This window comes from Novacetimonas sp. GS1 (assembly GCF_036686925.1).
Taxonomy (GTDB): Bacteria; Pseudomonadota; Alphaproteobacteria; order Acetobacterales; family Acetobacteraceae; genus Novacetimonas; species Novacetimonas hansenii.
The window spans coordinates 1,299,956-1,323,864 of record NZ_VSZP01000001.1 but is presented as its reverse complement, the minus strand read 5'-3'; the positions used below and the strand labels follow the sequence as shown (position 1 = coordinate 1,323,864).

The following is a 23,909-nucleotide window of genomic DNA, read 5'->3' as shown; positions in this document are numbered from 1 at the left end:
GGAACATATATTCAGGGGTGGAAGACCGGACACATAACCCGAGTGAAACTCACTGCGGCTGCTTCCTTCCGGATCTGACCGGGTTGGCAAGGCACCCGTCTACGGCCGATCTTCCACGGGCTTCATAACACATACACCCCGGTGCGGCACAAGGGGCTTTGTTCGAAAAAATCCCCCAGATGCCATTCCCCCTGTCATCATCCGTTGCCGTTATTCCCCGACGGCCGCGCTGGTGCTGTGACGACGGTCGGCCCCACCGTAATAACGGTCAGCCCCCGGCGGTGCGCCCAGGCTTGGCCCACCGACAAGTATCCCCTCCGCCACGCCCCAGTGGGGATAGACCTTGAAGCTGTAGCCTTCATGCTGAAGTTTTGCGATGACACCGGGCGTCAGCGCACCAGCTTCCATCTGCACCGGTTCGGGCTGCCATTGTTCATGCAGCCGTGGCAGGTCAACAGCGTGCTGGATGTCCAGCCCGTAATCAATCACACCCAGCACGACCGACAGGACAATGGTGGGAATGCGCGATCCACCGGGGCTACCGATCACCATCACCGGTTTTCCATCACGCGAAATGACGGTTGGCGTCATGGAAGAAAGCGGCGTCTTGCCCGGCGCGATCTCGTTCGCCTTGCTGCCGATGATCCCGAACATGTTGGGCGAACCCGGACGGGTGGAAAAATCGTCCATCTCGTCATTCATGAACACGCCCGTACGCCCCGCGACCATGCCCGCCCCGAACCATCCATTCAGCGTATAGGTCACTGCAACCGCATTGCCATCACGGTCCATTACGGAATAATGGGTCGTCTCCTGCCCCTCGGTCGCGGCAATGCCGGGCCTTACGCTGGCCGATGGCACCGCACGGGCGTTGGGGATGGCGGCACGGATCTGGCGCGCGTAATTCACATCAAGCAGATGATCCACCGGGTTGGACACGAACGCCGGGTCCCCCAGGTCCTGCCGGTCAGCATAGGCATGGCGCATGGCCTCGACCTCACGCTGCACGGCAGGCACGGTATAAAGCCCGAGGCGATGCATGTCATAGCCCGACAGGATGTTCAGCATTTCACACAATGCAACGCCACCGCCGCTGGGCGGGGGGGCGGTGTCGATATGATAGCCACGGTAATCGCACGTCAGTGTCGGCAGGATACGCGGCCTGTATCCCGACAGATCAGCACGCGTCAGCAATCCGCCGCCGCGACGGCTGGCACGCACGATCTCACGCGCGGTGCGGCCTTCGTAAAACCCATCGGTACCCTTGCGCGAAATCCGTTCAAGCACACGGGCAAGTTCGGGCTGCACCAGGCGATCCCCCACCCGAAGGCCACTGCCGTCACTGTGCAGGAACGACCGCCGCGCCACGGGATCACGGCGGAAATCATCATTGCCATGCGAAATCAGTTCGACATCACCGGGCACAAGGACAAACCCGTCACGCGCCAGCGCGATGGCGGGCGCCATCACCTGCTTGCGCGGCAGGTGGCCCCAGCGCTGCCGCGCAAGTTCCAGCCCGGCGACGGTGCCGGGAATCGCCACGGCCTTCCACCCCTTGGTCGAAAGGCCGGCAATGACGTTGCCGTGCGGGTCCTGGAACATTGTAGCAGTCGCGGCAGCAGGCGCATGCTCACGGAAATCAAGGAAAATCGCGGGACCATTCGCCGGGCGAAGGGTCATGAACCCGCCACCACCAAGGTTGCCCGCCGCCGGATAGACAACGGCAAGGGCATACCCCACGGCCACGGCGGCATCGACGGCGTTCCCGCCCTCGTGCAGGATACGCGCGCCAACCTGCGACGCCAGGGTCTGGGCGGAGACGACCATCCCCTCGTGCCCGCCCACGGGCGGGGGCGATGCCACCGGCACGGACGCGCCACCAAATGCAAGCGGGTCATCCTGCACCACGGGGGCGGAAGCGGTGGCGGCACAGGCCACCCCGTCCGACAGCAGCAACATACCCGCAAGCAGCAGGCCACCCGCCCGGCGTGAAGGAGAAAGACGCAGACCTGCGACCATTTTCATATTCCTGACAGACAGTGACATGCCGTGATCCCGCTTAACCGGCAGTCTTGTAAGGCGGCTTGTTCAGACCGGCGGGGGAATAGGTAAAGACCTCGCAACCGTCTTCGGTCACACCCATCATATGTTCGAACTGGGCCGACAGCGAACGATCGCGCGTCACGGCGGTCCAGCCATCGCCCAGGATCTTTACATCCGGGCGACCGATATTAAGCATCGGCTCAATCGTGAAGAACATGCCAGGGCGCAGGACGACCCCATGCCCCGGACGGCCATAATGCAGCACATTCGGTGCGGCATGGAACGTCCGGCCGATGCCATGGCCACAGAAATCGCGCACCACGGAAAAACGCCGCTCTTCCGCATAGGTCTGGATCACATGACCCACATCCCCAAGCGTAGCCCCCGGACGCACCGCCTTGATGGCCAGCATCAGCGATTCATAGGTGGCATCAATCAGGTTCTGCGCCTTTATCGACGGCGTGCCGACCGTGTACATACGGCTGGTATCGCCAAACCAGCCATCAAGGATGACAGTCACGTCGATATTGAGGATATCGCCGTCCTTCAGCGCCTTGTCACCGGGAATGCCATGGCAGACGACGTGGTTGATGGAAATGCAGCTTGCCTTTTCATACCCGCGATAACCGATCGTGGCGGACACCCCACCTTGCGCGACCATGAAGGCATGGATGCGGTCATCAAGTTCGCCAGTCGTCACCCCTGCCTGCACATACGGCGTAATCATGTCGAGCGTCCGCGCCGCAAGCTGCCCCGCCGCGCGCATGCCAACAAAATCCTCGGGGGAGTGCAGGACGATCGCGCCCTCGTTCATGTCGCCATCCATGCCGATATCCCTTCGTCGCTAATCATCGCGTGATCACACCCGTGCCGCATGGACCATCGGGGCATGATCCCGACGCCATGATATGGTGGGTGCGATGCCATCCCATGAACGGCGACAGGTTCTATACCCCCATCGACGCGCCGTGTCAGCGGCAGAGGATGAGCTAGCTGCGCGTCTTGGCGTGGGCGGTGGCGACATGGTGCGCCTGCCCCATCCCGACAAGATGCACATGCGCACGCGCGGCGGGATGGGCATGCGATGTATGCGAGACCACATGCACGGCGGCAGGATGCGCCCCACGCCGCAGCCGGGCATACGAAAGCGGAATCGACGCATCGGCGACCTGCTCGGGGCCATCGGCGCGATAACGTGAACTGGCCAGCACCACACCACCATGCCCGAACGCCGCACGACGCCGTGCGGCGACCGTGTTGCGGGCCAGGACAAGCGGACGCTGGACGGGGGCGATTCCCTCCGCACGGAAACTGTCGTCGAGCAGGTCCGCCATCACGGCGTTGCGCGTCTCGTTCGACGGGGCACCCAGGACCACCCCGATCAGGCGCACATTGTCACGCACGGCGGAGGTAACGAGGTTATGCCCGGCAACGGCGGTATATCCGGTCTTGAGACCATCCGCCCCCGGATAGGATTTGAGCATTGGATCATGGTTGGGCACATAGCGCCCGCGGAAATAGAATGCAGGAACCGCGAAATAATGATAATATTCGCCGAAATCCAATGCGATATGGCGCGCAAGCGTCGCAAGGTCGCGCGCGGAGGTCATCTGTTCCTCGTTCGGCAGGCCCGATGCATTGCGGAAGGATGTATCGTTCATCGACAGGCGCGCGGCCTGCTGCGTCATGATCTGCGCGAAGGTGCTTTCGCTTCCGGCGCCAAGGAATTCGCCCAATGCACAGGCCGCGTCATTGGCCGATTTCGTCACAAGGGCAAGGATCGCCTCTTCCACCGTAAGATAGCTGCCGGGACGCAGGCCAAGCTTCGACGGTTCCATGGAGGCGGCATGCGCACTGACGGGCACCACCTGGTCGAGCGTAATGCGCCCCGCCCTGAGCGCCTTGAACGTCAGGTAAAGGGTCATCAGCTTCGTCAGGCTGGCGGGAAAGCGGCGCAGGTCGGCATTGGACTGCGACAGGACGGTGCCGGTACGGGCATCCATGACGATGGAGCTGATCTGCCCCACATATTGGGCGCGGGCCTGTCCCGCCCCGCCAAACAGCCCCGCGACCAGTCCACCCGCCACCAGCAGTGAAACCTTCACCCTGGTGCCGCGTGCAGTAAAAAGGCGTGTCATACGGCGGGGAAAAGGGGACATGCGGCGATCATCATCCAGTGCGGAACCGGGCGAGGACATTCCCGGCCTCCATCATATGACAATTAATTCTGTGACCATCCTAGACATCAGAAAGCACGGACGTCCAGAGCGGAATCGCAAAAATGGCCGAAACCCAAGGCAACTTTGTATTGCAGCGCCCCATGGCCCGCCCCCTTCGCCACACGAAATCGCGAGGAGACGAAAAAATCATGCCCGATAATGGCACCAGCCCCTTCCAACGGGGAACAGAGTTCCAATATGGTAGGATCATGTCCGTCAGAAGCCTGCATTCCCCTGCTGCCACTATCTTGGTCGCCACTACATTGGCCGCCAAGACCCTGCATGATCGCGGGACATCCCCGCGTGTACGCGCACATGGCGGCAACACCCCGCCGCGCAGGCCGGATGGCACGGGCGAAAATGGGAATGATGACGGGATGGCGGGCGTCGTCATCCGCACCCGGCCACAAACCCGCAAGCCGGCAATGTACAAGGTGCTGATGCTGAACGACGATTACACCCCGATGGAGTTCGTCGTCCACGTCCTGGAACGGTTTTTCCAGAAATCGCGTGAGGAGGCGACCGACATCATGCTGCATGTCCACAAACGCGGCGTCGGCGTATGCGGTGTCTTTACCTACGAAGTTGCCGAAACAAAGGTCACGCAGGTCATGGACCTTGCACGGCAGAACCAGCACCCCTTGCAATGCACGATCGAAAAGGACTGAGGCCACGATCAGGCATTTTTCCACCTTTGCATTCTTTCATGCGGATTTATGCAAATTTCCTCTGGCATTCCCCCCTCAACGGGTCAAAGATCATGATCGTCCGGTCATGATCCCCGGGGTCGCAATGGCCCCCTTTGGAAAAGGAGCGTCTCGGCATGTTGTCACGTAATCTGGAACAGACGCTTCATCGTGCGCTGACACTCGCCAGCGAACGGCGGCATGAATATGCCACCCTCGAACATCTTCTCCTCTCCCTTATCGATGACCCCGATGCGGTCACGGTCTTTCGCGCCTGCGGGGTGGACCTTGACAAGCTGCGTCACGACCTGACGGAATTCCTCGACAAGGACCTTGCCGGGCTTGCGTCAGACCGCACCGTTGACCCAAAGCCAACGGCGGCGTTCCAGCGCGTGATCCAGCGCGCCGCGATCCATGTGCAGTCCACTGGCCGCGACGAGGTGACGGGCGCGAACGTGCTGGTCGCCCTGTTCGCCGAACGCGAAAGCCATGCCGTCTATTTCCTGCAGTTGCAGGACATGACGCGCCTTGATGCCGTCAACTTCATCTCCCACGGGATTGCCAAGGCCCCGGAACGTTCGACGCGCCGCCCGGTCGCGGGCACGCCGTCCGAAGGGCCCGACCCCGAGCGTGAGGAAACCGGCAAGAGCCGGCAGAAAAACCAGGATGCGCTGTCGACCTATTGCACCAACCTCAATGACAAGGCGAGCGAAGGGAAGATCGACCCGCTGATCGGGCGCGATTCGGAAATCGAACGCACGATCCAGATCCTGTGCCGTCGCACGAAGAACAACCCGCTTTATGTGGGTGATCCGGGCGTGGGCAAGACCGCGATTGCCGAAGGATTGGCCAAGCGCATCGTCGAAGGCGACGTGCCCGAAGTGCTGCTTCACTCCACCATCTATTCTCTGGATATGGGGGCGCTGCTTGCGGGGACACGGTATCGTGGTGATTTCGAGGAACGGCTGAAGGCGGTCGTGACCGAACTCGATAACAATCCGGGCAGCATCCTGTTCATCGACGAAATCCACACCGTAATCGGCGCGGGCGCGACGTCGGGCGGGGCGATGGATGCGTCCAACCTGCTGAAACCCGCGCTGGCGGCAGGGACACTGCGCTGCATCGGGTCAACCACGTACAAGGAATACCGCCAGCATTTCGAAAAGGATCGGGCGCTGGTGCGCCGGTTCCAGAAAATCGATGTGGCCGAACCCTCCATCGACGATGCGGTGAAGATCCTGCGTGGCCTGAAGGTCAATTACGAAAAGCACCACAAGGTCCGTTATACCGATGATGCGATCCGTGGCGCGGTCGAACTGGCGGCGAAATACATCCATGACCGCAAGCTGCCGGACAAGGCCATCGACGTCATTGACGAGGTGGGCGCGTCACGCATGCTGGTGCCTGAAAACCGCCGCCGCAAGACCGTCACCCTGAAGGATGTGGAAGACATCGTCGCCAAGATCGCCCGCATCCCGCCCAAGAGCGTGTCGTCGGACGACAAGGAGACGCTGCGCTCGCTCGAACGCGACCTCAAGGGCATGGTCTATGGGCAGGACAAGGCGATTGAGGCCCTGACGGCGGCAATCAAGCTGTCGCGTGCCGGGCTGCGGGATGCGGAAAAGCCGATCGGGAACTATCTGTTCTCCGGCCCGACGGGCGTGGGCAAGACCGAGGTGGCAAAGCAGCTTGCCAGCACGCTGGGGATTGAACTGATCCGCTTTGACATGTCCGAATATATGGAACGTCATTCGATTTCGCGCCTGATTGGCGCACCGCCGGGTTATGTCGGGTTTGATCAGGGCGGGTTGCTGACCGACGCCATCGACCAGCACCCGCATGCGGTCCTGCTGCTTGATGAAATCGAGAAGGCACATCCTGACCTGTATAACGTGCTGTTGCAGGTGATGGATCATGGTCGCCTGACGGATCACAATGGCAAGACGGTTGATTTCCGCAATGTCATGCTGATCATGACGACAAATGCGGGTGCTGCCGACCTGAGCAAGGAATCCATCGGCTTTGCCCGTAACGGGCGGGAGGGAGAGGATGAAGAGGCCATCAAGCGCATCTTCACCCCTGAATTCCGCAACCGTCTCGATGCAATCATTCCCTTTGCGCACCTGCCGCCCGAAGTGGTGGACCGCGTGGTGGAGAAATTCATCTTCCAGCTTGAAGCCCAGTTGGCGGATCGCAATGTGATGATCGAGATTTCGTCGGCGGCGAAGGAATGGCTGGCGGAACGCGGGTATGACCGCCTGTATGGCGCACGTCCGCTGGGACGCGTCATTCAGGAAAACATCAAGAAGCCACTGGCCGAAGAACTGCTGTTCGGCAGGCTGGTCAAGGGTGGCGTTGTCAAGATCTCGCTGAAGGACGGCAAGCTGGACTTCGACTACATCTCCCACGATCCCGCGGCCTCGGCGGCGGAAGGGGATGAAGGCGACAATGAAAAAGAGTCCGAAGCAGCGGACTGAAACACAAGCTGACCTGAAGGTCGGTTGATATGGAACAGGGGTCGGTAACGGCCCCTGTTTTCATATGGGCACCTTAACATCATGCCATCACCAGCAGCCTGGCCCGCCTGAAAAGGCCGTGGACACGCCGCGCACCCAGTCAATAAAATTTCTGCCTGCTCTCCCTTGCTGGAGCAAAGCGGCAACTTTGTTTACCCACGCCGAGGCACACACGCAGGCATCAGCCAGACGCCGGCCATGCCCCATATCGTGGGGCATGATGATCGGTTACGCGTTCCCGCTACAGGAACTGAACCATGCGGGGTCGAGATTTATGCTGGCCAGTGCCTGCCGCCACTTGCCCGCATGATCTGGGCTGAAGACGATCTGCTGCGTTGCCGGGGCACAGACCCATGCGTTGTGGCGCAGGATTTCATCTTCGAGTTGCCCGGCCTTCCAGCTTGCATGCCCCATTGCCAGCAGGGCATGCTGCGGTCCGGCGCCATCGGCAATGACCCGCAATATATCAAGACTGGCGGTCAGGACGGTGCTGTCATTGACGGCCATGCTGCCATTGCCTTCCCAATCGGCGGAATGCAGGACAAAGCCACGTGAACTGTCCACCGGGCCGCCGGCACACAGGCCGATCCGCCGCCGTGGCGGCACCGGCGCCACGCCAAGCTGTTCCAGCACATCATCAAGGACAGGCTGTGCCAGACGGCGGTTGACCACCAGCCCCATCGCCCCGTCTTCGGCCGAATGGGCACACAGGTAAATGACGCTACGCTCAAAGGGCGTATCCATCAGTGCCGGGGTCGCCACCAGCAAATGTCCGGTCAGGTCATGGCCTGCTGTCATGGATATTTTTGGCATGGCCTGAGGATAGAACCACATCCCCCCCCTTTTGCAACCGTTTCATGCAATACCTGTCCACATGGACGGAGCCTGACACATGCGGGTTGCGAATTTGAATATGTCGCCCAACACCGCCACACTGTCTGGCCAGACATCCTTTACAACGAGACATCCTTTACAACCCGATACCCTGCATAAAACGAAAGGATCGCCACATGTCGAAGATCGCCCTTGTCACCGGTGCCACCGCCGGATTTGGAAAGGCCATTGCCGAACGGCTGGTACGCGACGGATATCGCGTGATCGCGACAGGCCGACGACAGGAACGACTTGATGCACTGGCGGGCCAACTGGGCTCGGCGCTGCTTCCTTTCCGCCTCGACATGATGGACAAGACGGCCATCGCGTCCCTGCCCGATGCACTGCCGGCACAATGGCGTGCGATTGATGTCCTGGTGAATAATGCCGGCCTTGCCCTTGGTATCGCCAAGGCACAGGACAGCGATATCAGTGACTGGGAACGCATGATCGCAACGAATGTCACGGGCATGGCGGAACTGACACGTGTGCTGCTGCCGGGCATGATTGCGCGTGATCGCGGGCATATTGTCGCGTTGGGCAGCACGGCCGGGATCTATCCCTATGTCGGTGGCAACGTCTATGGCGCGACCAAGGCATTCGTGGAACAGTTCATGCGTAACCTGCGCTGCGACCTGCTGGGCAAGAATGTCCGCGTCACCAATATCGCGCCCGGCCTGTGCGGTGGCAGCGAATTCAGCAATGTGCGCCTGCGCGACGATGCAAAGGCGGCAGCCGTGTATGAAGGTACGCATCCCCTGCAACCCGATGACATTGCGGAAACGGTGTCCTGGGTCGTGAACCTGCCCGCCCATGTCAACATCAACCAGATTGAAATGATGCCGACCTGCCAGGCTGCGGGCGGTCTTGCCGTCGTCAAGGGCATGAAGGACTGAGTCATATCCATGCAGGACAAGACCAAAAGCAACACCGCATCCCAATCCGATGCCGCCACCATTGCAAAGCAGGTCGAACTGGCGACACGTTTTCGTATCACTGACGGGACGGATTTCAGGCTGTCCGCCCACCCGACACGTGCGGCGCAGGATTGCGGGCTGGCAAAAAAGGTTGGCAAGCGGCGACTGTATGAACGGATCGGCCACCTGTCGGAACTTCAGGCACGGCTATATGCCAATGGGCAATGGTCGATGCTGATGGTGTTGCAGGCGCTGGATGCGGCGGGCAAGGATGGCGTCATCAAACATGTGATGTCCGGCATCAATCCCGAAGGGGTCAATGTGACCTCCTTCAAGCAACCCGGTCCCGTTGAACTGGCCCATGACTATCTGTGGCGCGAACATCTGGCCCTGCCGCAGGGTGGGCATATCGGCATATTCAATCGCAGTTATTACGAAGAAGTTCTGGTCACACGGGTGCATCCCGAAATCCTTGAAAACCAGAAAATTCCCCCACAACTGCGCAAATCCCCCACATTGTGGGATGACCGTTACCGCGATATCCGCCATTTCGAGGAATACTTGGCACGACAGGGCACGGTAGTCGTCAAATTCTTCCTGCACCTGTCCAAGGATGAACAGCGCAAGCGTTTCCTGTCGCGCATCAACCATCCTGACAAGAACTGGAAATTTTCATCTGCCGATATCCATGAACGTGGATACTGGGACAGCTATCAGGAGGCGTATGAACAGGCGATCCGCAATACGGCAAGCCCACATGCCCCGTGGTTCATCGTCCCGGCGGACCAGAAATGGTTTGCCCGCCTGGTGGTGATCGAGGCGCTGATCGCAGCACTTGAACAACTCGACCTCCAGACACCCAAACTGGACGCCACGGCACGGGCGGAGATGAAAAAGGCACGCCAGCAATTGATGGCGGAAAAGCCATAGGCCCCATCTGCATATAACGCATGCGTGTGCGGGTCATTGACGCGCGCACGCATCATACGCATGGAAGACATGAAGTGACAGAATGAGGACTGTAATGTCGGCACGCCTGACCCTGCTGCGATCCGCCTGCGCGGGCGCCATGTTGATGACCGTCGCACAGGTGATGACCAGTGCGACCGCATGGGCATGGGGAGAGTCCGTTTCCGTTTCCCCCACCTGCGACAACCACAGGTTCCTTGAGGATCAGCGCAAGTTCGAGAACGAGGAACGCCATACCCGCAATGCCGACCTGGCCGAACATGTCTGCGGTCGGGTCATTGCCGTTTCCCGCGCACGCCGGACGCGCAGTGGCTGGCACGGTTATTTCTATGTCGATGTAGGGTCGGGTATTTCCATCCGTATCGTTTCGGATCTTGACCGCATGCAGGCACCACAATGGCCATGGGTGGCCAAGGGTGATGATGTGGATGTTGTCGGGCGCTATTACTTCGACAATATGCGCAGTCAGGGCATCGACTGGACCCACCACGGCACAGGCCGGAACTGGCCCATCGCGGGATATGTAACAGTCAACGGGCACCGGTACGAATAACAGTCACACTGGGAACAGTCACACTGGGGATCTCTTCTCTTTTCAAGTAATCCCCTGAAAAGAGAAGAGATCCATGTTAAAAAAGACTGTCTGAAAAACAGGACAACCCACCATAATCCCAAGAATTTTTATGGTGAAACTTTTCCCAAAAAAAGCTTTGAAAACCATTGCATTTCTGAAAAAAAGACAACGCCCAGACGCTTTTATCATTGCCGATACAGTGGTTTGTTTTAGAGGCCATCTGAAAAGTCAGGCTCAATAACATCCTGAAATTATAAAGTTTTTTGGTGAAGCTTTTTCCAAAAAGCTTCGAAAGACGCCGCCTTTTTGAAAAAAGGCGGCACCCAAAAACTTTTCTTGTTTTTTATCAATGATTTGTTTTCAAACACTCTTTATACAGCACAGCAAAGCGCCATCACGCGTGTTGCGGGCCTTATCCTCCCTACCACCGGAAGGAAGGCACACATACCGCCGGATCAAGTCCCGCGCCACGCGCCTCTTCAAGCGCAAGGGCGTAATCGGCGTCCTTCCCCTCAGCCCAGCTTCCGCCAAGCATTTCCTGGTGGATACCCCCCAGCACCCAGCACCCGTCCACGCCCGCCCCTTTTGCGCCGCGCATATCGGTGGCGAGGGAATCCCCCACGGCCAGAATGCGCGACAGGGGCAGGTCCATCATCCCTGCCACCAGGTCATAGACCTCAGGGTGGGGCTTGCCGATCCAGCGCACGTCGGCGCCATGGCTTTCCTCATACCTGCTGGCCAGCGCGCCTGCGCATAACAGGCGACGGCTGCCCCGGATAACCTGCTGGTCAGGGTTGGCGCAGATCATCTTCAACCCATGTTGGGCGCATTGCTCCAACACCGGAAGATAGGGGGTAATATCCTCCTCCCCCCGGTCGGCGTCAGGTCCGGTATTCAGGACGAAATCAGCCTGCGCCGCGTCCTCGACCACCTCAAGGTCAAGTCCGGCGAACAAGTCGATATCCTTTTGCGGCCCAAGATGCAGCATCCGGCGCCCAAGTTGGGCAAACCACGGGTCGGTGCGCGCACGCAGCATCCGGCGGGTGCATTCACCGCTGGTCATCAGCCCTTCATACAGGTCATCGCCAATGCCCATTGTCCGCAGGCCAACCTGCACCGTATCGGCCCGGCGTGGCGCGTTCGACAGCAAGATCACCCGCTTTCCGGCCTGCCGTAACTGCCGCAGGCATTCCGGCGCCCCGGGATATGGGGCCACACCATTATGGATGACCCCCCACAGGTCCACGATATACCCGTCATACTGGCCCGATACCGGGGCGATTCCGCTGGCTTCCTTCACGACAGGGCTGTTCCTTTTGCATCAGACAGCGTCTCGAACCCCTGCAGGCGCAATGCCGTCAGCGTCTCGCGCTTCAGCCGCGACACGATTGCCGGTCCTTCATAGGCATAGGCGGTATAAAGCTGCACAAGGTCTGCCCCCATGCGCACGCGTTCGACGATGTCCGCACCGCTTTCGATACCGCCACACGCCACCAGCGTCAGGCGACGGTTCGCCGCGCGCGCCACATGCGCCAGCGTATCGCATGCCAGCGGTGTCAGCGGGCGTCCCGACAGGCCGCCCGTTTCGTTGGCATCGGCGCTGCGCAGGCTGCGTGGGCGCGAAATCGTGGTGTTGGTGACAATCAACCCCTGTGCGCCACCTGCAATCGCGGCCTCCACCACATCGGGGATATCATCACGCGCCATGTCAGGCGACAGCTTCACCAGCAACGGCGGGCGTTCGGGGTGGGCGGCGGCAATCGCATCGAGGATGGATTTCAGGCGCGCGGATTCCAGCAGGTCACGCAGGCCCGGCGTATTGGGCGACGACAGGTTGATGACGATGTAATCGACATAATTCTTGATACGCCCCACCAGCAACGGATAATCCCGTTCCGGGTCCGCACCGGTCTTGTTGATACCAAGGTTCGCCCCTACCGGCACCTTTGCCCCCACATGGCGGCCCGATGCGCTGACACGATGCAGGCGCGCCATACGCACGGCAAAGCGGTCAATGCCCTGGTTGTTAAACCCCATACGGTTGATGATCGCGCGATCTTCGTTCAGGCGGAACAGCCGTGGGCGCGGGTTGCCTGACTGCGGGCGGGGCGTGACGGTCCCGGCCTCCACAAAGCCAAAGCCCGAACGTGACAGCGGACGCACCACAAGCGCGTTTTTGTCAAACCCGGCCCCGATGCCGATCGGGTTCGGAAACCGCAGGCCCATAGCGCGAATCGACAGGGCAGGATCGTCCCGGGCCGGGTCCGACACACCACCCAATCCCAGTTGCAGGGCGTTGAGGGCAAGCTGATGGGCGTCCTCGGGATCAAGGCGCCGGATCAGGGGCATCATCATGCGCGACAGAATATTCATGGCCGGGATTTTTGCCGCAATTCGCCCCAAAGGGAAAGGGGCGCGCCTATTTCACATGCAATGCATCCACCGCCGCCGCCGGGTCAGTCGGAAAGCGGATCAGGTAATAGGGGGGCACCCGCAGGTCATGCCCACCGTTAAGCCCGCCAAGCCGGTTCCATTGCCCCAGCGTGCAATAGACATCACCCCCATCAACAAAGATCCCGTCCGGCGACAGCACGCGCGGGTCGCGCACCATGGTATCGAACGACCCGTCAACATTACGCCGGAAAATCGCGTCATGTTCGAAATTGGTGGTATAGATCCGCCCCTGCCCATCGGTGGCAAGCCCATCGGCCACACCCTTTTCCCCTTCGTCACGTACGGCCTGTCCCAACTGCGCCTCGGTCACTGAAAAATCCGACAGAAGCGCGGTGGGAATACTATAGAGCCGCCTGCTGGTCAGGGGACAGAAATACAGCGTGCCGCTGTCGGGGGACAATGTAATCCCGTCGGCCCCGCCCCAGACAAAGGACGGCTTCTGCCGGGGGGGATCGAACACCAGGGGGCGCCCCTCCACCACGGCCATGAAACCACGTTCCGCCTGCGTGGCGGGATGCTGTGCCAGTACCCTGCGCTGCCGTCCGGTGGCGATGTCGATCACCACCAGCGCGGGTGACATTCCGAACGAGGAATCCGTGACATACACCGTCCCCGCCGCCCCATGCGTCAGGTCCACACGCAGGTCGTTCATATGGCTGTCAGGCAGGACAATGCCGGGACGCAGGACGATATTTGAAAAAACAGCATTGGTGGCAGGATCAATCCCGATGACCTTTGCCGCGCCCGCCGCCAGAGGCAGCCCCGCCAGCTTGCCATCATCAATGCACCATAACCGCCCGCGCGTATCGGTGGTCATGCCATGAACCGACATCAGGCGCTGCGCCACGGGACGGTCGGACGGCCTGCTCCATTGCGCATCGGGATAGGCATGCAGCCCGTCGTCACGCAGTTCCGCAAGTGTCGCGCCCGGATGATTGATGGCATGGCGGGGAAAGCCGACGAAAATGCGCCGTCCCGGTGTCACCGCAATGCCTGACGGGCCGGGGCCATCAAAACGCGCCACGATTTCAAACGGGCCTGCGGAATTGATGCCATGGTCGCGGTTGATGCCCTGCGTCGCGGGGAATGCCGCATGGGCGCTGCCCCCCGTCCGCGCCAGTGCTGCGACAACCCCCACGGGAACTGCCGCCCCCAGCAATGAACGACGTTTCATGGGTGTTCCTTTCGTGCCGGTTGCCAGAACATGGTTTTGGCTTTCTATGAAAAATCCTGAAAATTCAAAGAATTTTCTGGCTGAATGTTCCCCGCAAAGCTTCGCCTGCCTGCCCTCCCGTTTGACCAAGCTCCAGCAGAAACTTTTATGCTTCCAGTTGATGACTGTATTTTATCTTCCCCAAAAATCCCTCAGCGGAGGCACCTGCAACTTTTATAAGGGCCTCAAGAAGCTCTCAAGCAGCTGCCCGCGCGATGCCGACAGAGTGACGGAGCCACACGGCAAGGACAACCGCCCGCCTCCTTCACGATCAGTTCAGGGGCTGATGCGCAGGGGGCGCATCCCCGTCATCGCTGATGGAACGCCGCACTTCCGCAACCTGCGCCGCACTGACCGGCGATGCCTCATTGCCCCATGACTGGCGAATGAAACTGACCACGTCGGCCACAGCACGATCATCCATGCGCGCCGCGAAACCGGGCATGACAAAGGCGGATGGTGCCTGCCGGGTGGCGCGCAGCACACTGCCGGTCAGCACGATGCGGATCAGCGACGTGGCGGAAGCATCCATGACCACCGGATTGCCTGCAAGCGGCGGGAACGTGGTGGGATAACCACGCCCGTCCGTCCGGTGACACGCCGCACAGTTATCGACATACGCGCGCGCGCCCCGCGCCGACAGGTTCCCATCGTGCAGGCTGTGCCCGGCTGTTGCATCATACCGCCATGCCCGCGCCAGTGGCTGCGCAGGCGACAGCGATTTCAGGTAATGGGCAATCGCGTGCAGGTCGTCCGCCGTCAGGTGCTGCGTGCCGTGGCGGATCGCATCGGTCATCCCGCCAAATGCCGCGGCATGGGTGACACGCCCGGTCTGGAGGAAGGCCACGATATCTTCCTCACTCCATCGGCCAAGGCCTTCACGCGCTTCACCACGCAGGCTGACAGGGTTCCACCCATCGACTGCACTCCCCCCCGACAGATATAGCGGGCCATCCGCCGCCGTCAGGGCCTTTTCCTGCATCGCCACACCACGGGGCGTATGACAGGCCCCGCAATGGCCCGGCCCCTCCACCAGATAGGCCCCACGTGCCAGTTGCGGATCGGTGCCCCCTTGCCCCGCCCGCGCGCCCGATGGGGCGAACAGCATCCGCCACCCCACCAGCGGCCAGCGCATTGATAATGGCCAGACGATGTCATTCGCCGCGACCGGCACCGCCACCGGCGCGACACCTTTCATGAAATACACATACAGCGCATGCACATCCGCATCCGTCATATGCGCATAGGATGGATAAGGCATGGCCGGATACAGTGTCGCGCCATCACGACGTACACCCTGTCGCACCGCACGGGCGAATTCCGCCTCGCTATACCCGCCAATCCCTGCCTTTGGATCGGGGGTGATATTGGATGCCCGGATCGTGCCCATCGGCAGGCGGAACACCATCCCCCCGGCAAAGGGACGACCGCCGGGCACAGTATGGCATGCGGAACAGTCCGCCGCGCGCGCCATGTATTCGCCCGCCGCGATATCGGCCTGCAGCGTCGCGGCATCCTCCGCGCCCCCCACTGCACCGACCACCGCCCCATTCGCGGCCCCGGCGCCACCCGTGCCCCAGATGACAAGCCCGAACAGCAGGGCCAGGAGATGCCCCCCCTTCATGGCGACACCAACGGGCCGGGATTTTTCAGGTAGGTCGTGCGGATATGATGCGCCGACCAGTAGGCAAGGGCCGCGACCATGCCGGTCGGGTTATATCCCGTCCCCTGCGGAAACGCGTTCGCGCCAATGACAAACACATTGGGCACATCCCATACCTGCAGGTAACGGTTCAGCGCGCTGGTGGTCGGGTCCATCCCCATCACCGCGCCACCGCCAAGGTGGGTGGTCTGATATTTGCGGGTATCGAAGGGCACGCCGAATTCCCGCTTTGTCAACTGCACCTGACGCGCGCCCATTGCACGGGCCACATCGCCGATACGGTCCACCACATACCGGTTCATGCGGATGTCGTTATCTTTCCAATCGAACGTCATGCGCAGCAGCGGCAGGCCATAGGCATCCTTCCATGTCGGGTCGAGGTCAAGGAACACATCGCGATAGGCCATGTTCGCCCCATGCGCATCAATACGCAGGGAATGACGATAGGTATCGACCAGCCCCTTTTTCCACGCACTGCCCCAGCGCGGCGTCCCCGGCGGGCCGCCCGCCTGTGCCGCGGCAATGGCCTTCACCCCCGCCTGATTCACCCAGACCGGCGATCCACCGACAAAGCCCAGCGGCCCATGGTCGAAGTTTTCACTGTTGAAATCATCGAATGCAACGCCACCGCCACCGGTTCCGATGAACTGTTCGGTCTCGATCCCCTTGTCGAGCCAGACCATGCTGGTCGTAACGTTCTGATAGACGAAGTTGCGCCCCACCACCCCTTCATTGGCAACAGGGTCATAGGGCCTGCCGATACCCGACAGCAGCATCAGCCGGACATTATGGAACTGAAACGCACTCAATATCACCAGCTCGGCGGGCTGGGTCCATGTCCGCCCCTGCTGATCGATATAGGTCACGCCCGTGGCGCGGGTTTTCGTGCTGTCCATCTCCACGCGCAGGACATGGGCATGCGTGCGCAGTTCGAACAAAGGATCGCGCCGCAGGACCGGCAGGATATTCACGTTGGGCGATGCCTTGGAATACATGTAACAGGCATAACCACTGCAATATCCACAGAAATTGCACGGCCCCATCTGCGCGCCATAGGGGTTGGTATATTGCGCAGACGCATTGGCCGCAGGCATGGAATAGGGATGGAACCCCGCCTCCGTCGCGGCCTTGCGAAACAGGTGCGCGCTATACACATCCTTGAGCGCGGGCAGAGGGAACGGGCCCGAACGTGATGGGGAAAAGACATTTCCATTCCCCACAACTTCGCCATTGATCCTGTATGGTTCCCCCGACGTGCCGAACACCTTTTCCGCACGATCGAAAAAAGGTTCCAGATCCTCATAGGTCACGCCATAATCCTGAAGATTCATGCCTTCGGGAATAAAGGATTTTCCATACCGTTCGATCACCTTCGACCGCAGGACCAGGTCATCTGGCGGCATGCGGAAATGGACCCCGGACCAGTGCAGGCCCGCACCGCCCACCCCTTCCCCCGGCAGGAACGCCGCCATGCGCCGGTATGGCAGGGCGCGCTGATGGATATTGTTCCTGATGGTAACGGTGCTTTTCGAAAGGTCCTGAAACAGGCGATAGCGGAAATTTCCTTCCAGCTCGTCGATCGAGCCGGGATAGACCCCATCGACGGCGGTGCTGCGGTCTGGACCACGTTCCAGCATGACCACCTTCTGCCCGGCCTCGGTCATTTCCTTGGCCATGATCGAACCGGCCCACCCTCCGCCAACGATAACGACATCGACGGGCTTGCATCGTGTTGCATCCATGCTTGCCTCCATGTCAGGCGCTCTCCCCGGAAATGGATACCGTGCCAAGCGGATATTTCATCCCGTACTGATCCACCCAGTCCATGAAATCGGCGCGCGCACCCGGAAAGCCGATCATCGTCCATGCCCGCAGCCCGGCATTGCCGCCGTGAATGGGATCGGCAAATGCGCCCTCCATCGTATTGGACAGCAACTGTTCAAAAAACTGTGCGGCAGGCAGGTTTCCGAATGTCATCTCTCCCCTTTCCATCATGGCCAGCACCTCGTCCTGGCGCGCGGGCAGAAGGGCGGCGAACGCCGATCCTTCGTGATTGTGGCACCAGGCATTGGCACCCGCGATCCCCACGCGATAGATGTCGCGCGGGGCATAGGGCAACTGGTACCCAAGGTTGGCCGGTCCCTCTGCAAAGGGGGCATGCATGTACCATGACTGTCCCCGGCCATAGGGGGTATCCATCTGCAGGTCGATGAAGCGCGGCACCCCAAGCGTCACCGCATCCGGTCCCAGCGCATCACGCGGGATCAGGCGCGCGCATGCGGCATTGAGGAAACGCCATTCATCAGCATCAAAAAATACCGGGGCATGGGCCACCATGGGCGCGCGCCCATCAGGACGTGCCGCCCCACATGGCGTCGCCACCAGCGCGGTGGCCCCCGCCATGACCTGCATGAACGTGCGACGGGTGGGAACTGCATGCAGCCTGTTCATCGGGATGTCATGTCTCCATCGTTACGGTTGGGACGCCATCAGGCATCGCCTTAGCATGGACAACCGGTATGGACGGACATCCATGCCTGACCTGCCCCATGACCATATTCATGGCCACACCCATGGCAGAAAACCATTGTCATATCCTGAACCATTTATCCCGGAAATGAAACGACCCGCCACAGGGGCGGGTCGCGTCATCAGGCACGCCGTCTTGTGCCCATGCGCAGACCTTGCGCAATGCACACGGAAAACGGCGGATCAGGATGGCGGTAATTACCGCCCCTTGCGCTCCGCAGCCAGCCGTTCAAGGCGCACCTGCTTGCGCAGGGCACGCGCTTCGCGCCATGCGTCCACGGCGGAACGCTTCACCTTCGGCGCACGCTCTGCCGTACGGCCGCGACGTGCGGGCGCTTCGGCGGGTTCGGCTTTGGCGGTTGTTTTTTTCGTTGAAACCTTGGCCGTGCGGGCCTTTGCCGGGGCCTTGGCGGCCTTGCGCGCAGGGGCCGCAGCCTTCGTTTCCTCTGCAACGGCCACCTTTTTGGCGCGGCGTGCCGGACGGCCCGCCTTTGGCGCGGGGGCCGGTTCCTCGATCACAGCGTCCACAACCACCTTCTTCCGGCGACCCGCACGCTTGGGCGCGGGGGCAGGCACGGGTTCCGGCGCGGCAGACTTCGCCTTGCGGGTGCGACGGGCCGGGGTGGTCACTTCCACTTCCGCCACCTCGATTTCGGCTTCCACCGGCGTGGGGGCGGTTGCGGCGGCCGCGCGACGTTTACGGACCTTGCTGACCGGTGCGGCAGGTTCCTCAACCGGCGCAGGGGCGGCCGCACGACGGCGGCGCGGCGTCACAGCTGCCGGGGCCTCCGCCACCGGGGCGGGGGTTGCACGCTTGCGGCGGGTGGCGACCTTCTTTTCCACCGGGACCTCTGCCACCGGGGCGGCGGCAGCGGCCTTGCGACGGCCCCTGCGTGCCGGGGCGGGCACGGTTTCCACCACGTCCTCGATCAATTCGATCTGGACCGGGGCTTCCATCTTTTTCTTTTGCGCAGGACGCTTTTTCGAAACTGACACCTTTTTTCCCACCACTTCAGCTTCCTCGGCGCCCTTGACGCGAGAGGACGGCGTCGCCGTGCCACGGGATGCGCCGGCAGCTGCCGCGCGCCGTCCCTTGCGAACGGTTGCCTTTTTGTTGTCTGCCATACACTCCACCTTTAAGAATATAAATGTATGTATCCCATCATTAACCCGGCGCATGACATCGCAATCGGCATTGCCCGCGCCGTTCCCGACCGGATGACAGATAACGCCCCGACGATGCTATTCATCGCTGGTCATCTGCTATTGGGCTGACATTACAAAACACGCAACTGGGACATTATGGATATACCAGAATGTCCCTTCATTGCGACGCGAAACCTGACGATGTCAAGCGAATGTCGAATAATCTTGCCGTTTTTCTTAATATCAAGCGTAACAATCTGAATCGGAAATGCATGACATGACATCGTCATTCATAAATAATTACGATATTGATTTTAAATATATCTTTATATAACCTTATATTTTCCAATATTACATGGATATGTTCATTCCCGTCCGGCATTGCCGCCCCACGCTGGGAACAGACAAGCCATGTGTACAGTGTGGGGTATATTCATTCCCATGCCTTGACCGTCTTCATATGGCACAATATTGCGCGCCCATGAAGATCGCTCTTTTCCTTGCCCGCAACATCTCCACCACCGCCGTCGCGGCCACGTGCGATGTCCTTGCGGGATATCCGCAGCGACTGGTGCGCCGGATCGGCCATCCCGTCATGTGGATGGGTCGCCTGACGGATATTCTGGACACGCGGATGAACCGCGACACCGATGCGGATCATACAAGATACAGGAACGGTTTTTTGGCAATGTCGGTCATCGCGACCGTCCCGTGCGCGACTGTCGCCCTGGCGCAGGGGGTGATCGCACGCCGGCTGTCCCCATCGCTGGCGATCGTAACGGGGGGGATCATCGGCAGTTCACTCAGCGCACAGCGCTCGTTATGGGAACATGTCCGTGCGGTCTCCCTTGCCGCACGACAGGGGCTTGCGCCGGCACGCATGGCCGTTTCGCATATCGTCGGACGTGATCCCGCACAGCTTGACGAGGCGGCGGTCATGCGCGCGGCGGTGGAAACACTGGCCGAAAATTTCTCCGACGGCGTGGTCGCCCCCCTGCTGTGGATGTCGCTGGGTGGTCCGGCGGGGGCCGCGTTCTATAAATCGGTCAATACCGCCGACAGCATGATCGGCCACCGCACGCCGCGCCATGACCGTTTCGGCTATGCCGCGGCACGGCTGGATGACCTTGTGAACCTGCCGGCGTCACGACTGTCGGCGATATGGATCATCCTTGCGGCCATGACGATGCGCGACATGGATGCGCGTGGGGCGTGGCGCATCCTGCGCCGTGACGCCCGATATCACCGCTCCCCCAATGCCGGATGGCCGGAGGCGGCTATGGCGGGTGCATTGGGCGTCCGCCTGTCGGGGCCGCGTTCCTATAACGGCGTGATCTCGCACGAACCCTGGGTGGGGGACGGACGCGCCGACCTGACGCCGCGTGACCTCGACCGGGCACTGGCCCTTTACCGTCGCGCCTGCCTGGTACAGGGCGGTGTGCTTGTCGCGCTGTCGATCATGCTGCGCCATGGGGCATGGCGAACGCACCGCGTCACACGCACACAGGCCGGGCAAGCGCCAGAAGCGCGGTGATATCGACATGACGTTCCAGATGATCGGCCAGCGCGTCGAGCGCATCTTCCACCGTTTCATCATGGTCGCGTCCCACCGACCCCGCGCCCAGCCGCGCCAGCAGCGCGCGCCGCGCCGCGCCATCGGACAGCAGCCCATGCACGTAACTGCCCCACACGCGCCCAGACGGCGCAACCGCGCCATCACCATGGGTCCGCAGGTCGATCAGGGGACGCAGCACATGGTCCGGCCCATCGGTCACGCCCATGTGCATTTCGTATCCACGCACCGCCACCCGTTCAGGCAACAGGGTGCCCGACACATTTTCCAGCCGCTTTTCCCCTGACAGCACCGTTTCCACATCCAGCAGGCCAAGTCCTGCAACGCGACCGGCCGGTCCCTCCACACCATGCGGGTCAGCCACATGACGGCCCAGCATCTGATAGCCACCACATATCCCCAGGACATGCCCGCCACGGCGCACATGGGCAAGGATGTCGATATCCCATCCTTCGGCACGCAGGACGGCAAGATCGGATATCGTCGCCTTTGACCCCGGCAGCACCACAAGGTCGCATGGCGGCAGCGGTTGCCCGCGTGCCACCACCGTCAATACAACATCACGTTCGGCACGCAACGGGTCGAGGTCATCGAAATTGGCGATCATCGGCAACCATGGCACGGCCACGCGCAAGGCGCCCTGCCCCGTGCGTCCGGCGCGCAGGTCGGCCGCGTCCTCCGCCGGGAGGTCGCGCACACGATCAAGGAACGGCACAAGGCCAAGCGCCGCCCATCCGGTATGTTGCGCGATGGCGGTCATGCCATCGGCGAACAGGGAGGGCACGCCGCGCATCCGGTTGACGATAAAGCCGCGGATGCGCGCCGCATCACGCCGGTCCAGCACGGCCTGCGTGCCGACAAGGCTTGCGATCACGCCACCGCGGTCGATATCGCCGATCATCACGACGTCAATATCCGCCGCCTGTGCAAAGCCCATGTTCGCGATGTCATCATCACGCAGGTTGACCTCCGACGCGGAACCCGCCCCTTCGACCAGCACAAGGTCACATGCCCCGGCCAGACGGCCAAAAGAGTGCATGACTTCGGGCATCAGGCCGCGCTTGAAGGACTGGAAATCACGTGCATGGACCTGCCCGCGCACCTGCCCGCACACCACAAGCTGCGATCCCGCCATGCCCTGCGGCTTGAGCAGGACAGGGTTCATGTCCACATCAGGCGCCACCCCGCAGGCGCGTGCCTGCAGCGCCTGCGCGCGCCCGATTTCGCCACCACCGGCGGTAACGGCGGCATTGTTGGACATGTTCTGCGGCTTGAACGGCCGGACCTGCAACCCGCGCCGCACGCAGGCCCGCGCAAGGCCCGCGACCAGCACCGATTTCCCGACGCTGGACCCTGTGCCCTGGAACATCAGCGCACGCGCCATCAGAATTCGATCCCGGCCTGCGCCTTCACACCGTCCTTGAAATGATGCTTTACCAACGACATTTCCGTCACGAGATCGGCCGCCGCGATCATGGCCGGGCGCGCATTGCGCCCCGTCACGACGACATGCTGCATCACAGGACGTGCGGCGATGTCGGCAATGACATCTTCGAGCGGCAGATAATCATAACGCAGCGCGATATTGAGTTCATCAAGGATCACAAGCGCCACATCCGTGCGCCGCAACGCCGCACGCGCCTGTTCCCATGCCCGTTCGCACGCGGCAATGTCACGTGCGCGGTCCTGCGTGTTCCATGTGAACCCCTCGCCCAGCGCATGCCATTCCACAAGGTCGCCGAATTTTTCCAGCGCGATGCGTTCCCCCGTGTTCCACGCCCCCTTGATGAACTGGATCACCACGACACGGCCGCCATGCGCCACCGTACGCAACGCCATGCCGAACGCCGCCGTGGACTTGCCCTTGCCAGGGCCGGTATGGACCGCCAGCAGTCCCTTCTCCACCGCCTTGGCCGCGACCTCGTTATCCTGCACTTCCTTGCGCTTGCGCATTTTTTCGCGGTGGCGTTCCGCGTCGGGCAAATCGGTCATTTCATCTCCATCGGCAAACCTGCCGCCACAAACACCACGCGCCCGGCCTCCCGCGCAATGGCCTGATGCAACAGACCTGCCTCGTCACGGAAACGACGCGCCAGCGCATTGTCGGGCACGATGCCCAATCCGACCTCGTTCCCCACCAGAACCGTGGGACCAGCCCTGCGCCGCAGGGCCGAAAGCAGCCCGTCACGCGCCTGCGCGATGTCACAACCATCAAGCAGCAGGTTCGTCAGCCACAATGTCAGACAATCCACCAGCACCGGCCGCACACCCGCCGCATCAAGCACCGGCCCGATGTCACGCGGTTCCTCCACCGTGTCCCATCCCTCTGCCCGGCCTGCACGGTGATGGGCGACACGATCGCGCATTTCCGCGTCATAGACCCGCGATGTCGCGACATAGATCCATGGACGCGGCCAGCGTGTGACGATCCCTTCGGCAAAACTGCTCTTCCCCGAACGCGCACCGCCCAGCACCAGCACGGCGCCTGCCATGCCCGTCATGCCTGCCGTTCCCTCCGAAGCCTGCATTTAACT

General features: G+C 61.3%; 20 protein-coding genes and 1 other RNA gene. 6 read left to right on the top strand and 15 right to left on the bottom strand.

The window, feature by feature from the left end; translation table 11 throughout:
- Positions 1 to 18: 18 nt before the first annotated feature.
- From ffs to FYB92_RS06035, 4 genes are all read right to left on the bottom strand, one after another.
- Positions 19 to 113, bottom strand: an RNA gene (ffs, locus tag FYB92_RS06050) — signal recognition particle sRNA small type.
- Positions 114 to 210: 97 nt separating this feature from the next.
- Complete coding sequence (ggt, locus tag FYB92_RS06045; protein ID WP_408902392.1) at positions 211 to 1,959, bottom strand: gamma-glutamyltransferase; 1,749 nt, start codon at positions 1,957 to 1,959, stop codon at positions 211 to 213.
- Between the two features lie 100 nt (positions 1,960 to 2,059).
- The gene (map, locus tag FYB92_RS06040; protein WP_003621225.1) at positions 2,060 to 2,869 is read right to left on the bottom strand and encodes a type I methionyl aminopeptidase; all 810 of its coding nucleotides are present in this window, start codon (positions 2,867 to 2,869) and stop codon (positions 2,060 to 2,062) included.
- A 163-nt stretch (positions 2,870 to 3,032) separates the two neighbouring features.
- Positions 3,033 to 4,181, bottom strand: coding sequence for a D-alanyl-D-alanine carboxypeptidase family protein (locus FYB92_RS06035; protein ID WP_040512541.1), 1,149 nt, complete (start codon positions 4,179 to 4,181; stop codon positions 3,033 to 3,035).
- A 290-nt stretch (positions 4,182 to 4,471) separates the two neighbouring features.
- Here FYB92_RS06035 and clpS point away from each other — a divergent pair, with 290 nt between their 5' ends.
- Complete coding sequence (gene clpS / locus FYB92_RS06030) at positions 4,472 to 4,930, top strand: ATP-dependent Clp protease adapter ClpS (RefSeq protein WP_225578786.1); 459 nt, start codon at positions 4,472 to 4,474, stop codon at positions 4,928 to 4,930.
- A gap of 155 nt (positions 4,931 to 5,085) precedes the next feature.
- The gene (clpA, locus tag FYB92_RS06025; protein ID WP_003621230.1) at positions 5,086 to 7,425 is read left to right on the top strand and encodes an ATP-dependent Clp protease ATP-binding subunit ClpA; all 2,340 of its coding nucleotides are present in this window, start codon (positions 5,086 to 5,088) and stop codon (positions 7,423 to 7,425) included.
- A gap of 267 nt (positions 7,426 to 7,692) precedes the next feature.
- On the opposite strand, the gene FYB92_RS06020 is transcribed toward clpA, so the two are convergent.
- Complete coding sequence (locus FYB92_RS06020) at positions 7,693 to 8,262, bottom strand: YqgE/AlgH family protein (protein WP_225578785.1); 570 nt, start codon at positions 8,260 to 8,262, stop codon at positions 7,693 to 7,695.
- Positions 8,263 to 8,474: 212 nt separating this feature from the next.
- On the opposite strand from FYB92_RS06020, the gene FYB92_RS06015 reads away from it, so the two are divergent.
- The 3 genes from FYB92_RS06015 (at position 8,475) to FYB92_RS06005 (ending at position 10,776) form a co-directional block, all read left to right on the top strand.
- On the top strand, positions 8,475 to 9,233 hold the full coding sequence (locus FYB92_RS06015; protein ID WP_062809164.1) for an SDR family NAD(P)-dependent oxidoreductase: 759 nt from the start codon (positions 8,475 to 8,477) through the stop codon (positions 9,231 to 9,233).
- Positions 9,234 to 9,242: 9 nt separating this feature from the next.
- On the top strand, positions 9,243 to 10,184 hold the full coding sequence (locus tag FYB92_RS06010; protein ID WP_003621236.1) for a polyphosphate kinase 2 family protein: 942 nt from the start codon (positions 9,243 to 9,245) through the stop codon (positions 10,182 to 10,184).
- A 94-nt stretch (positions 10,185 to 10,278) separates the two neighbouring features.
- Positions 10,279 to 10,776 carry a DUF3465 domain-containing protein gene (locus FYB92_RS06005; RefSeq protein WP_003621238.1) on the top strand — a complete coding sequence of 166 codons (498 nt, stop codon included), beginning with the start codon at positions 10,279 to 10,281 and terminating at the stop codon, positions 10,774 to 10,776.
- A gap of 442 nt (positions 10,777 to 11,218) precedes the next feature.
- Here FYB92_RS06005 and FYB92_RS06000 read toward each other — a convergent pair whose 3' ends face one another.
- The 7 genes from FYB92_RS06000 to FYB92_RS05970 all read right to left on the bottom strand — a co-directional run bounded on the left by FYB92_RS06000 (position 11,219) and on the right by FYB92_RS05970 (position 19,781).
- Complete coding sequence (locus tag FYB92_RS06000; RefSeq protein ID WP_003621242.1) at positions 11,219 to 12,097, bottom strand: TIGR01459 family HAD-type hydrolase; 879 nt, start codon at positions 12,095 to 12,097, stop codon at positions 11,219 to 11,221.
- Complete coding sequence (locus FYB92_RS05995) at positions 12,094 to 13,170, bottom strand: quinone-dependent dihydroorotate dehydrogenase (RefSeq protein WP_062809166.1); 1,077 nt, start codon at positions 13,168 to 13,170, stop codon at positions 12,094 to 12,096. The genes FYB92_RS06000 and FYB92_RS05995 overlap by 4 nt, the downstream gene beginning before the upstream one ends.
- Before the next feature lie 46 nt (positions 13,171 to 13,216).
- Positions 13,217 to 14,425, bottom strand: coding sequence for an L-dopachrome tautomerase-related protein (locus FYB92_RS05990; protein WP_003621246.1), 1,209 nt, complete (start codon positions 14,423 to 14,425; stop codon positions 13,217 to 13,219).
- A 310-nt stretch (positions 14,426 to 14,735) separates the two neighbouring features.
- On the bottom strand, positions 14,736 to 16,088 hold the full coding sequence (locus tag FYB92_RS05985) for a cytochrome c (RefSeq protein WP_332828354.1): 1,353 nt from the start codon (positions 16,086 to 16,088) through the stop codon (positions 14,736 to 14,738).
- Positions 16,085 to 17,869 (bottom strand): GMC family oxidoreductase, encoded by a 1,785-nt coding sequence (locus FYB92_RS05980; protein WP_003621251.1) that lies wholly within the window; start codon positions 17,867 to 17,869, stop codon positions 16,085 to 16,087. The genes FYB92_RS05985 and FYB92_RS05980 overlap by 4 nt, the downstream gene beginning before the upstream one ends.
- A gap of 13 nt (positions 17,870 to 17,882) precedes the next feature.
- A complete protein-coding gene (locus tag FYB92_RS05975; protein ID WP_003621253.1) occupies positions 17,883 to 18,578 on the bottom strand; it encodes a gluconate 2-dehydrogenase subunit 3 family protein in 696 nt (231 codons plus the stop codon).
- A 276-nt stretch (positions 18,579 to 18,854) separates the two neighbouring features.
- Entirely contained in the window at positions 18,855 to 19,781 is a 927-nt protein-coding gene (locus FYB92_RS05970; protein ID WP_332828353.1) for a hypothetical protein, read from the bottom strand.
- A gap of 502 nt (positions 19,782 to 20,283) precedes the next feature.
- Between FYB92_RS05970 and cbiB the strand changes: the two genes are divergently transcribed.
- The gene (gene cbiB / locus FYB92_RS05965) at positions 20,284 to 21,336 is read left to right on the top strand and encodes an adenosylcobinamide-phosphate synthase CbiB (RefSeq protein ID WP_332828352.1); all 1,053 of its coding nucleotides are present in this window, start codon (positions 20,284 to 20,286) and stop codon (positions 21,334 to 21,336) included.
- Here the strand turns inward: cbiB and FYB92_RS05960 are convergent.
- The 3 genes from FYB92_RS05960 to cobU are packed head-to-tail and all read right to left on the bottom strand — an operon-like array spanning position 21,296 to position 23,903.
- Positions 21,296 to 22,759: a cobyric acid synthase gene (locus FYB92_RS05960; RefSeq protein WP_075595699.1), complete on the bottom strand. Its 1,464-nt coding sequence runs from the start codon at positions 22,757 to 22,759 to the stop codon at positions 21,296 to 21,298. The two genes, cbiB and FYB92_RS05960, sit on opposite strands and share 41 nt — an antisense overlap.
- Entirely contained in the window at positions 22,759 to 23,367 is a 609-nt protein-coding gene (cobO, locus tag FYB92_RS05955; protein WP_003621268.1) for a cob(I)yrinic acid a,c-diamide adenosyltransferase, read from the bottom strand. The genes FYB92_RS05960 and cobO overlap by 1 nt, the downstream gene beginning before the upstream one ends.
- The gene (gene cobU / locus FYB92_RS05950) at positions 23,364 to 23,903 is read right to left on the bottom strand and encodes a bifunctional adenosylcobinamide kinase/adenosylcobinamide-phosphate guanylyltransferase (RefSeq protein WP_075624669.1); all 540 of its coding nucleotides are present in this window, start codon (positions 23,901 to 23,903) and stop codon (positions 23,364 to 23,366) included. Before cobU ends, cobO begins: the two co-directional genes overlap by 4 nt.
- Positions 23,904 to 23,909 lie beyond the last annotated feature (6 nt).